Raw genomic sequence first — 12638 nt, 5'->3', positions numbered from 1 at the left:
TGTTATTATTGGCTTTGGTCAACTTGTATAAAATCTCAAAAAATAATGCTTAGAAATAAAAAGCTTAGAAACTGGTGACGCGGTTGATCTCTGCAATGCTGGTTACGCCTTGAATCACTTTTAACAAACCGGAATCGCGCAAGTCGCGCATCCCTTGTGATTTGGCTTGTTTGAGAATTTGCAGTGAATTACCGCCTTCCATGATGGTGCGGGCAATTTCATCGGACATTTTCATCACTTCATAAATACCGACGCGGCCCTTATAGCCGCCAGAGCAAAGCTCGCAGCCGACGGGTTTATGTGGGGTAATGCCCTCTTCTATCTGTTGCTGGCTAAAACCAAGTTTGAGCAGCTCATCCTCGGGAATCATCTCGGGTGTTTTACATACTGGGCATAAGCGTCTTGATAGACGTTGGGCAATAATTAAATTAACCGAGCTGGCAATGTTATAACCTGCCACGCCCATATTGATCAAGCGGGTGAGGGTCTCTGCCGCGGAATTTGTGTGCAAGGTCGATAATACCAAATGACCGGTTTGTGCGGCTTTAATGGCGATTTCGGCGGTTTCTAGATCGCGAATTTCTCCGACCATTACCACATCGGGATCTTGACGTAAAAATGAGCGTAGCGCCGAGGCAAAAGTGAGCCCCGCCTTTAAATTAATATGAACTTGGTTAACGCCTTCGAGGTTTATCTCTACTGGATCTTCGACGGTAGAGATATTACGCTCTTCGGTGTTAAGAATATTGAGCCCAGTATACAGGGAGACCGTTTTACCGGAACCTGTCGGGCCGGTCACCAAGATCATCCCTTGCGGCTTGCTGAGCATCTCTTCATACATCAATCTTTGGTCATCTTCGTAACCGAGTTTTTCGATACCCAATTGAGCCGAAGAGGAGTCCAAGATGCGCATTACGATCTTTTCGCCCCAAATAGTGGGCAAGGTGCTGACGCGAAAATCAATCGATTTAGTGCGCGACATCTTCATCTTGATGCGGCCATCTTGTGGTACGCGACGCTCCGCAATATCAAGTTTGGACATCACCTTTAAACGTGCCGATATACGGCCTGACAAGTTGACTGGCGGCTCAGAGACCTCTTTTAAAATGCCATCAATACGAAAACGGATGCGGTAACGCTTCTCATAAGGTTCAAAATGTAAGTCCGATGCGCCTTTACGTATTGCGTCAGTGAGAATTTTATTAATATAGATAACAATCGGTGCGTCATCTTTACCATTCCCAGTTTGCTCTTCATCGCGCTGATTGGTATCGGCAACCTCGATTCCTGCAAGGGCTTCTTCATCGATACCATCGAGATCGAGAGCACTGATATCCTCTTCAAGCACCTTCTCAAGCGCTTTCATCAGCTTATCATCTTCAACTAATATCGCTTCAGCGTGCAGACCCGCACTGAACTGAAAATCTTCCAGTGCGGCAATATTAGTCGGATCAGAGGTAGCGATATAGAGGCGATTACCGCGCTTAAACAGCGGCAAACATTTGTGCTTTTCTATCAGCTTTTTATTGAGAAATTCATCGGGAATGGTAGCAATATCAAATTCGTTAAGATCGAGTAGCGGAGTGGCATACTCTTCATAACACAATTCAGCTATGGTGCGAGCTGAAATTAATTTTTCGGAAATAACTGCTGAGACAAGAGATTGCTTTGTTTGACGTGATTTTGTTATAGCTGCTGCTATCTGCTCTTCTGACAGCAGATTTTTACGAAGGAAAAGAGTGGATAGACCTAAGTGTAAGCCTGTAGTCGGCATTTTCAACTCATAAATTGATTATTGTAGAAATTGGGTGAAGCAATATCGCTTCACCCATAATTACTAAAGTTTAAGCATCTGCGCCTGCGCCTGCGCCTGCATCTGCGCCTGCTGGTGCATCAGCGCCAGAACCTTCTTGACAAAGAGTATTATCATCACCGGTGCCTGATTTACTTACAGCTGTATAAGTAACACTGCCATCGATAGCTACGATACCGTTAACTGTGCATTTGTCGTTTGACATACTAATGGTAGCTGTCTTACCTTCTTCAACGGTTACTGCCGTTCCTGTAACTGCTGCTACATTTTTAGTAACAGTTGCACAATTAATTCCTGAAGTTACACAAGCTGATGCTGTGGATGTAAGTGAGCTAACTCCTTTCATTGCTGCACCACCGCTTGAAGAAGTAATGTAGTCTTTATAGGCAGGCAATGCTACTGCTGCCAAAATACCGATAATCGCCACAACGATCATCAATTCAATTAGGGTGAAGCCCTTAGCGTTGTTCATTTTTGCTCTATTCATCATCTTGTTCATGTCTATCTCCATTAGAAAGCTTTAAGGCTGCGTGGTTTATGGCAGCTGCTTAGTTTAATAGCGCTTCAACCTTGCTTGATGCTCCTGCGCTAGCGTGTCGCAATATCCAAAGCTATGAGCCAGTGGTTGAGGTTTTTAAAAAAGACCTATATACCGATGTTGGCTGATAGCGCGACCTAAGGTGTCAGTGTCTATCTTGTTATTAATTCTTATTACTCTTTATTTCGAACTTTTTACTGACTCATTCCTTTTAGCTACTACATGAATAAAGCCGCTTTTGGTGACTTCATCTATGTCAGTTTTCAAGTTGTCCGAAAAGTTAGTCCCAACGTATCTGCGCGATATTTTGGGGCTCTCTTTTGTTGAACCTAAAGCACTAATTCAATCTACTCGGCTGATGCAATATGCTACTTACTTGATGGTGCATTGAGCATTCTCATTTGTTGATATCGCCAAGAATAACTTCAGCGTTATATAGCCACTTGAGATAAAGCACGTTTTACCGTACTCGATAGCAGTTAATAGCAAACAAATAACACGCTGGTGTAGCTGCCAGTTTGTCTATAGGCAAAGTTAGTACAAAGTTAATGTAATTGGAATAGGTAATGACGACAAAGTTGCAATATAACGGATAATTAATCTATAAGTTGCGTTTTTGCTACTAAAAAGTGATAACAGTATATTGGCAGTCGTAGGGTTATTGACGAATTATGACAAAACGTCATTTTTACGACGCATGGAATAGGCTGAGGTAATTTAGAGCGCGCTGAAGCTATGCGGGCTGTTTGTGGTTTTAATACTGCAATAGATGTCGTATTTTCGACATCTGACGTTAACCCAGCAAGTGAATCTGCTCAGGCTGTTTTTATATAAAATCGCGATCTTTTTGTTTACTTTTTCGCAACATAAAGGGCCGTCAAAGTACATTGCATTAGCCAGTATAAATTGAGCTGCGGGTTATTCAGCCGTAAATAACTGCAGCAATTTATGCTCCCAATACGCCTTGTACCCTCAGTACAATATCCTCTATATGCGGTTATATGATGTGACGAGTGAGGCCTAGGTACCACTCGGCCGAATTTGATATTGGGCCGCTGATGCTATTAGCTGCTGATGCTATTAAAAGCGGTTCTATGTTTTATCACCTAGCTGGAGTAGGCATGAAAGCACAAATAATAAACAACAAACCATAGAGCGCTTATTATTTATGCGGTATTGATGCTTGTCCAATTATAGTCACTTTACACCAGCAACTGATTTCGATTGTTTAATAATTCCGCTAAATGGGTCATTGTTATTCTAAGGCTATTTTAATCTTGACTAATTATTCATCAAATAATTAGTCATTAGGAAGATAGTCATTAGAACATTAGTAATCAAAAAATCAGTTCAATACGGTTCAGCTTTGGTCTATTGATTTGTGCTTTTAATTAGGTTGTTTATTGAGCTGTTTAATTGAAAAATGAAATAATGCTTTAACTCAGCGGTTACGCTTAACTGCTTGAGTCTTGCTTGAGTCGAGTGAAAAGTGAGGTTGGGGGGAAAGCAAAAAGGTCTCAGCGATGAGTCGCTAGGACCTTCTTTATATTGAGTGCTCAATAAATACTATATCAACACTATATCAATGCCATGTCAGTACTATTTAAGCCTTAAGGACAGATCCAACGCGCGCACGTGTTTGGTGAGGGCCCCGACGGAAATATAGTCGACACCGGTTTTGGCAAAGTCGCTAATGGTATTGAGTGTCACATCGCCAGAGACTTCAAGCTTTACGCCCATGCCTTTGGCTTTGTAATCATTGTTGAGCTCTACCGCTTCTAACATCATGGTGACATCAAAATTATCGAGCATGACGATATCTGACTCTGCGTCTAATGCTTGAGTTAGCTCATTGATACTCTCAACTTCCACTTCGACCGGCTTATTAGCATGTAACGCTCGAGCAGCAGCAATCGCTAAGGCGATACTGCCACAGGCCATGATGTGGTTTTCTTTAATTAAGAACGCATCAAATAGCCCAATACGATGGTTTTTACCGCCACCACAAGTGACTGCATATTTTTGCGCGGTTCTGAGCCCTGGAATCGTTTTGCGAGTATCTAATAGGTGCGTATGCGTCCCCGATAGACGATCGACATAATGCTTAGTTAATGTGGCAACACCAGAAAGCGTTTGAATAAAGTTCATCGCGGTGCGCTCACCGGTCAAAATAGCGCGTGCTGGCCCTTCTAGCTCACATAATAGTTGGTTTGGCACCACTAAATCGCCATCGTCCACATGCCAGTGCAGGGCGACATTACCACCGAGTTGATTAAATACTTGCTCGGCCCATGCTTTACCACAAAAAACACCCTCTTCACGCGTTATTAGCGTGGCTTGGGCTATTTTGTCTGCTGGGATGAGCTGTGCGGTAATATCGGCATCGAAACGTTGTGATAAAGATAGATTGGAGTGGTCATCTTGATGGCCTAAATCTTCGTCTAGTGCGGCTTTGACTGAGAGTCGGATGTCATTTTCAAGCATCTTAGGCTGTCCTTACTGACTAAATGTAGCAATGGAATAAGTGTATTTTATATCTGTAATCTTAACATAAAGCCTTGTGATATAGCCTAGCAATATTGTTTGAATGTTTTAGATGAATACATTTTTTATGCTACTTATTGGGGACGCTTTTTCATGGCGTTATTTTCTGGTGCTAGTTTCATCGCGGTGGTTTAAGCACCGTTTTATACGACCGTTTACCACTGTTTGGTTTGCCGTTTTAGTAAGGCTGAGTCGTTTAGCGGGTCTACAGTCATCAACTTTAACAGCGTGAAAGCGCTAACACTGGGCTGACTAGAGCGGCTATTATTGATGTGGCTAAGCCTAGATGTATTACATTAAAGCTTTGAATTTTAACAACAGCTTAGCTCAATTTATTAACTCAAAAAACAGCCCGAAAGATTGACCGCTACGATTAGGTTAGCTGCTATATTCATAGGGATAAACCTGATAAAGTGTGCATTATCTACGTCGGTTAATCGGGGTGTCTTTGCGTTATTCTCTTATTGATGGTTGGTTTACGCAGGCGCGCTTGTGTTTATCGCCACATTTTAACGCGCGGCCGCTAAATGAGGTCAGCTTATTAGTGGTGCATAATATAAGCTTACCAGCAGGTCATTTTGGTTTGCCTTATATCGACCAGCTTTTTCAAGGCTGTTTAGATGTGAGTGCACAGAGTGGTTTTAATGATTTGAACGGGCTACAAGTGTCGGCGCACTTTTTGATCCGGCGTGACGGCGAGCTAGTGCAATATGTGTCGTGTGATGACAGAGCTTGGCATGCTGGTGTGTCTCAATATGACGGGCGGACGGGCTGCAATGATTTTGCCATCGGCATTGAGCTTGAAGGCACAGACGATATTGATTATACCGATAAGCAATATGTGTGTTTGGCACAGCTAGCTCACAGCCTTATTGAGTATTATCCTAATTTAACGCCTGACAGCATTGTCGGGCATTGCGATATTGCACCCGGGCGGAAAACAGACCCCGGTGACAGTTTTGATTGGCAGCGTTTTAAAGGGTTGCTTTAGCACTTTTTATAACTGTTTTAGCAGCGTTTCTAGCACTGCTTTGACGGTAAATGGTCACACTTTTTAGGTTAGGCAATCGAGGGTGGAAAATCTATGGCTTTATTTTCATTATTAATCGCAATTTTTGTTGAACGCATGCGCTTGTTACCAGACGCTTTGCAGTTTGATGTGATCTTGTCTAAATACCATCAAACCCTGTTTGGTGATAAACAAGTTCGCTCAACCTTTATGATGGCACTGGCGCTGCTGTTACCAGCTTTATCAATCAACATCATCTCTTGGTTTATATCCGGAATGTTCTGGGGCGCGATTAGCTTAGTGCTGTGGGTGGCAATTGCAGTGTTATGCTTTAGTCATAACCAGCAAAGACAAGCGTTTAAACGCTATATTCAAGCGGCTTGTCGTGGTGATTCGCAGGCCTGTTTTAACTATGCTGCAGAGCTGGATTCGAGTACGTGTCTCGAGTCCGTCAGTGAGCAAGATCTTGGTGAACGTGTCGGCCAGAGCGTGGCTTGGATAAACTACCGTTATTACGGTGCCATTGCTTTGTATCTTATTCTGCTCGGCCCGGTGGGTTCAGTACTGTATTGTACTGTGCGCTTTTACAGTGAAGAGAATCGTAATCGCGATCTTGAATTACCCTTGGTTGATACGCTGTTATTTATTCTAGATTGGCTTCCAAGTCGCATCTTTGCATTTGGTTATGTACTTAGTGGTCACTTTAGACTGGCTATTTCATCTTGGATTAGCCTGGCCTTTAACCCTAAAACGGCTGCCAGAGACATTATTACTAAAGTGGCTACCAAAGCGGAAACGTTGCCAGAATCCTCTTCAGCCCCCGTTTGCGTGCAATCGACCATTGCACTTTTACAGCTCAGTAAGCGTAATTTCATACTGCTTATTACCGTATTATCGCTGATGACTATTTTTGGTGTCGTGAGTTAAATACGATAGCAACTCGTAGACTAAAATGTGCTGGATAAGAGGGCTTGCTATATAACGGTAGCCCTCTTTTTATTCGGGACCCTTATATCATTGCGGATGTTTCCGTGAGGCGTTAATGAACCACGGTTTGACGCGTTGCTCAACAACAATCAGCTAATTGGAACATTGGTCTGACCCCATCTTGAAAAAAATCAGCTATGCTCACACATCGCGCATGAATATGATGCAGATCACTAACTAGACATATAAAGTGTGATTTGATAAAGTGCGCTCAGTTAATGAAATTGGTAAGACCAATTTACAATAGGAGCTGAGGCCATATGGCTTATAGCAAAATAAACCAGCCAAAAATATCTGACGTCATCATGGGTCAGTTGGAACAGATGATCCTGGAAGGCAGTATTCAACCAGGGCAGAAGCTTCCACCTGAACGTGAATTGGCGCTGCAGTTTGAGGTTTCACGCCCCTCTTTGCGTGAAGCGATTCAAAAGCTAGAAGCAAAAGGCTTGTTGATGCGTCGCCAAGGTGGCGGTACCTATGTAAAAGAACAGTTATGGCAAAGTCTTGCCGATCCCATCGTTGAGTTAATGCATTCTGATTCAGAAAGTCAGTACGACTTACTGGAGTTTCGTCATGCCACTGAAGGCATGATGGCTTATTTTGCTGCACTTCGTGGTAACGACGCTGATATGCAAAATATCCAGCGTTGCATATTAGAAGTGGAAACAGCAGAAGAGATAGAAGCGCAAGCCGATTCAATTGTACGTTTTTATCGTGCAGTCGCCGAAGCATCTCATAACGTGGCGATGCTACACCTTGTCTTAAGTTTATCTCCTGTGCTGCATAAAAACGTGGCACAGAACTTAGAGCTTTTAAGCCGACGCGAAGAAGCCTCTACTATGGCGAACGAGCACAGACGAGCTTTGCTCGCTGCTATCGTGCGTCGTGATCCTGAAGCAGCCCGAGAAGCTTCCAATGAACACTTAAGTTACATTGAAGAAGTGATGTTGTCTGTAAGAGAAGAAGATAGCCGGTTGCAGCGTAGTCTGCGCCGCTTAAAAAGTGGTGCTTAGGGACTAAGTCAAACACCACTTTATTCATATAATTCATTATTATTAATGTATATAGGGAAGGACAGCGTCATGTCTGAACATATGCTACACGATTTAGATCCACTAGAAACTCAAGAATGGGTAGATTCACTGCAAGCGGTATTAGAGCAAGAAGGCCCTGAACGTGCGCACTACTTATTAGAAAAGTTGATTGATAAAGCCCGTCGTAATGGTACTCATCTACCTTATAAAGCGACGACCGCTTACTTGAACACGATTCCTTCAGGCCAAGAGCCACATATGCCTGGCAACCAAGAGATGGAGCGCCGTATTCGCGCTATCGTCCGTTGGAATGCGTTGGCGATGGTGCTACGTGGTTCTAAGAAAGATCTGGAGCTGGGTGGTCACATCTCAAGCTTTGCCTCTAGTGCAACCATTTATGACGTTTGTTTTAACCACTTCTTCCGCGGTCCAAATGAAAAAGACGGCGGCGATTTGGTTTATTTCCAAGGCCATATTGCTCCTGGTATCTATTCACGTTCTTTTCTTGAAGGGCGTATCACTGAAGATCAGATGAATAACTTCCGTCAGGAAGTTGATGGTAAAGGTCTGCCTTCGTACCCACACCCTAAGTTAATGCCTGACTACTGGCAGTTCCCTACGGTATCTATGGGTTTGGGTCCTATCCAAGCTATCTATCAAGCACGTTTCCTGCAGTATCTGACTGACCGTGGTATTAAAGATTGCTCTGATCAAACGGTATATTGCTTCTTAGGTGATGGTGAGTGTGATGAGCCTGAAACATTAGGTGCTATCGGTCTTGCTGCACGTGAAGAGCTCGATAACCTTTGCTTCATCGTTAACTGTAACTTACAGCGCCTTGATGGTCCTGTGCGTGGTAACGGTAAGATCATCCAAGAACTTGAAGGCGAATTCCGCGGCGCAGGCTGGGAAGCGGTTAAAGTGATTTGGGGTCGTTATTGGGATCCACTACTTGCCCGTGATACTAGCGGCAAGTTATTGCAGTTGATGGAAGAAACCGTTGATGGTGAATACCAGAACTGTAAAGCTAAAGGTGGCGCTTATACGCGTAAGCACTTCTTTGGTAAGTACCCAGAGACTGCTGAAATGGTGGCTAACATGTCAGATGATGACATTTGGCGTCTAAACCGTGGTGGCCATGATCCAGTGAAGATTTTTGCTGCGCTTCAGCACGCTAAAAATACTAAAGGCCGTCCAACCGTTATCCTTGCTAAAACCGTTAAAGGTTACGGTATGGGTGATGCTGGTGAAGGCAAAAACATCGCGCATAACGTGAAGAAAATGGGCCTTGATTCCCTTAAATACTTCCGCGATCGTTTCAATATCCCAATTAGTGATGATCAGTTAGAAGATATTCCTTTCTATCATCCAGGTGCCGATTCAGAAGAAGTTCAATATCTTCAAGCGCGCCGCGCAGAATTACATGGTGCTATCCCTTCACGTCGTCAGAAGTTCTCTGGTGAGATTGAAGTGCCATCATTGAAGATCTTTGATTCGGTACTTAAAGGCTCAAACGGCCGTGAAATTTCAAGCACAATGTCATTTGTGCGTATTCTTACTGCACTGCTTAAAGACAAGAAAATTGGTAAGCAAATCGTACCGATTATCCCTGATGAAGCACGTACCTTTGGTATGGAAGGTCTATTCCGCCAGGTAGGTATCTATGCTCACGAAGGGCAAAAGTACATCCCACAAGATTCAGATCAAGTGGCGTACTACCGTGAAGATAAAACCGGTCAAGTACTGCAAGAAGGGATTAACGAGCTAGGTGCTATGTCATCTTGGGTCGCTGCGGCAACGAGTTACTCTGTTAACGACACGCCAATGATCCCGTTCTATATCTACTACTCAATGTTTGGTTTCCAACGTATTGGTGACATGGCTTGGGCTGCAGGTGATATGCGTGCGCGTGGCTTTATGATTGGTGGTACATCGGGTCGTACAACGCTTAACGGCGAAGGTCTACAGCATCAAGATGGTCACAGCCATGTGTTGGCTAACACGATTCCAAGCTGTATCTCTTATGATCCAACCTACGGTTATGAAATTGCGGTTGTAGTTCAAGACGGTATTCGTCGTATGTATGGTGAGCAGCAGGAAGATGTTTTCTACTACTTAACTACAATGAACGAAAACTACGAGCAACCAGCAATGCCTGAAGGCAGCGAGGAAGGTATCGTTAAAGGTATCTACAAGCTAGAAACCCTTCAAGGTAGCGGTAAAGGCGCAGTCCAGTTAATGGGCAGTGGCACCATTCTAGAGCAAGTGCGTAAAGCGGCAATTGCACTGTCTAAAGACTTCGGTATCTCTACTGACGTATACAGTGTTACTAGCTTCAATGAGCTAACACGTGATGGCCAAGCGGCAGAGCGTTACAACATGCTGCATCCAACTGAAACACCAAAAGTGCCTTATATCACTGAAGTGTTATCTAGCGATGCGCCGGCGATTGTAGCCACAGATTACATGAAGATTTACGGTGAGCAGCTACGCGCTTATATCCCAACAGATTACAAAGTGCTGGGTACCGACGGTTTCGGCCGCAGTGACAGCCGCGAGAACCTACGTCATCATTTTGAAGTTGATGCTAAGTTTATCGTTATTGCTTCACTTAAAGCGCTTGTTGACCGTAACGAGCTACCTGTTGATGTGCTTACCAAAGCCATCAAAGAATATGGTATCGATGTTGACAAGATCAACCCACAGTACGCGTAAGAGGGAAACAAAATGGCTGAATTAAAAGAAGTTTTGGTTCCTGATATCGGTGGTGATGACGTTCAGATTATCGAAATCTGTGTTGCTGTAGGCGATACGCTCGCAGCAGAAGAATCAATTATCACGGTTGAAAGCGACAAAGCGACCATGGATATTCCTGCACCTTTTGCTGGCGTATTAAGCGAGCTTAAAGTGGCAGTAGGCGATACCGTATCAGAAGGTACTTTGATTGCGATGATGTCTACCGCAGCAAGTGCAGCACCGGCAGTTGAAGTATCGGCTCCAGCGCCAGTCGCTGCAGCAGTTGCAGCTCCGGCTCCAGCTCCAGTAGCTGCACCTGCTACTCCGGTTGCTGGTGGTACTAAAATTATTGACGTGATGGTTCCTGATATCGGTGATGCAAGCGATGTTGAGATTATTGAAGTCCTAGTGGCTGTTGGTGACAAGATTGATGTTGACACCGGCTTGATTACTTTAGAGACAGATAAAGCGACCATGGAGGTGCCTGCACCTTCAGCGGGTATCGTTAAAGCACTTAAAGTGACCTTGGGTGACAAGGTCTCGATGGGGTCTTTAGTACTGACACTCGAAGTTGGTGATGCCGCTCCGGCAGCATCAGCTCCAGCGGTTGAGGCTCCTGTAGCCACGACTGTTGCCGTTAGCTCTGTGCAAGAGATTGCAGTACCAGATATTGGTGATGCAGCAGATGTCGACGTGATTGAAGTTCTGGTTGCCATTGGCGATGAAGTGACGCTCGATCAAGGTCTAATCACGCTTGAGACAGACAAAGCGACCATGGAAGTGCCTGCACCTGTTGCCGGTAAACTGGTTGGCCTGACGGTTAAAATCGGTGACAAGGTATCTCAAGGTAGCGTGATTGCGACCATTGAAGCGGTTTCTACCGCGCCAGTTGCCGCTGCTCCTGCAGCAAGTGCTCCGGCTCCGGCTCCAGTGGCAGTTGCTCCAGCTCCTGCAGTAAGCAAGCCACCCGTTCCGCATCACCCAAGTGCAGGTAGTCAACCTAAAACAGGTGCTGTACATGCTTCACCTGCAGTGCGCCGTTTAGCACGTGAATTTGGTGCTGACTTAACTCAGGTTACTGGTACGGGTCGTAAAGGTCGTATTCTGAAAGAAGACGTTCAAGCGTTCATCAAGTATGAGCTCAGTCGTCCTAAAGCATCTGCCGCTACTGCTGTAGCGGGTGGCGCTGGCGGATTAAACGTGATTGCTGCACCTAAAGTTGATTTCGCTAAGTTTGGCGAAGTTGAAGAAGTGCCGTTAAGTCGTATTCAGAAAATATCCGGTCCTAATTTGCATCGTAACTGGGTGACTATTCCCCATGTGACGCAGTTTGATGAAGCCGATATCACTGAAATGGAAGCATTCCGTAAAGATCAAAACGCGATTGCTGCGAAGAAGAAAGCGGATTATAAGATCACGCCTTTAGTCTTCATGATGAAAGCGGTTGCTAAAGCGCTAGCTGAGTTCCCAGTATTTAACTCAAGCTTAAGTGCTGATGGCGAGTCGTTGATCAAGAAGAAGTACTTCCATATTGGTGTTGCGGTTGATACGCCGAACGGTCTTATGGTGCCAGTGGTGCGTGATGTCGATAAGAAAGGCATTATTGAACTTTCACGTGAGCTGATGGACATCTCACTCCGTGCGCGTGACGGCAAGCTTAAGTCTGCTGATATGCAAGGTAGCTGTTTCACTATTTCAAGTCTTGGTGGCATTGGTGGTACGGCATTTACCCCTATCGTTAACTACCCTGACGTGGCCATTTTAGGTGTGTCTAAATCTGAAATAAAGCCGAAGTGGAACGGTAAAGACTTCGAACCTAAGTTAATGTTGCCGTTGTCATTATCTTACGATCACCGAGTTATTGATGGCGCGATGGCGGCACGATTCAGCGTCATGCTTTCAACCGTCCTCAGTGATATTCGCACGCTTATTTTGTAAAGTTGAAGGCTGCTCATGATGAGCAGCCTTTTTTCTATT

The 12638-nt window shown here is 44.5% G+C and carries 8 protein-coding genes; 5 read left to right on the top strand and 3 right to left on the bottom strand.

Going from position 1 to position 12638, the window contains the following annotated elements; genetic code table 11:
- Nucleotides 1-64: 64 nt before the first annotated feature.
- The 3 genes from pilB to nadC all read right to left on the bottom strand — a co-directional run bounded on the left by pilB (nt 65) and on the right by nadC (nt 4835).
- Nucleotides 65-1774 (bottom strand): type IV-A pilus assembly ATPase PilB, encoded by a 1710-nt coding sequence (pilB, locus tag CXF86_RS20240; protein ID WP_102039883.1) that lies wholly within the window; start codon nt 1772-1774, stop codon nt 65-67.
- A gap of 70 nt (nt 1775-1844) precedes the next feature.
- Complete coding sequence (locus CXF86_RS23165) at nt 1845-2285, bottom strand: pilin (RefSeq protein WP_180961130.1); 441 nt, start codon at nt 2283-2285, stop codon at nt 1845-1847.
- Nucleotides 2286-3950: 1665 nt separating this feature from the next.
- The gene (gene nadC, locus CXF86_RS20230) at nt 3951-4835 is read right to left on the bottom strand and encodes a carboxylating nicotinate-nucleotide diphosphorylase (protein WP_101090700.1); all 885 of its coding nucleotides are present in this window, start codon (nt 4833-4835) and stop codon (nt 3951-3953) included.
- 508 nt (nt 4836-5343) lie between these two features.
- Between nadC and ampD the strand changes: the two genes are divergently transcribed.
- From ampD to aceF, 5 genes are all read left to right on the top strand, one after another.
- A complete protein-coding gene (gene ampD / locus CXF86_RS20225) occupies nt 5344-5886 on the top strand; it encodes a 1,6-anhydro-N-acetylmuramyl-L-alanine amidase AmpD (protein ID WP_101090699.1) in 543 nt (180 codons plus the stop codon).
- 93 nt (nt 5887-5979) lie between these two features.
- Entirely contained in the window at nt 5980-6831 is an 852-nt protein-coding gene (gene ampE / locus CXF86_RS20220; RefSeq protein WP_101090698.1) for a beta-lactamase regulator AmpE, read from the top strand.
- Nucleotides 6832-7151: 320 nt separating this feature from the next.
- A complete protein-coding gene (gene pdhR / locus CXF86_RS20215) occupies nt 7152-7904 on the top strand; it encodes a pyruvate dehydrogenase complex transcriptional repressor PdhR (protein WP_101090697.1) in 753 nt (250 codons plus the stop codon).
- A gap of 69 nt (nt 7905-7973) precedes the next feature.
- On the top strand, nt 7974-10640 hold the full coding sequence (gene aceE / locus CXF86_RS20210) for a pyruvate dehydrogenase (acetyl-transferring), homodimeric type (RefSeq protein WP_102039882.1): 2667 nt from the start codon (nt 7974-7976) through the stop codon (nt 10638-10640).
- 12 nt (nt 10641-10652) lie between these two features.
- Entirely contained in the window at nt 10653-12599 is a 1947-nt protein-coding gene (aceF, locus tag CXF86_RS20205) for a dihydrolipoyllysine-residue acetyltransferase (RefSeq protein ID WP_102039881.1), read from the top strand.
- Nucleotides 12600-12638: the final 39 nt, after the last annotated feature.

The sequence above is a fragment of the Shewanella sp. GutCb genome (genome assembly GCF_002836135.1).
Classification (GTDB): Bacteria; Pseudomonadota; Gammaproteobacteria; order Enterobacterales; family Shewanellaceae; genus Shewanella.
This window is presented reverse-complemented; position numbering and strand designations above follow the sequence as displayed.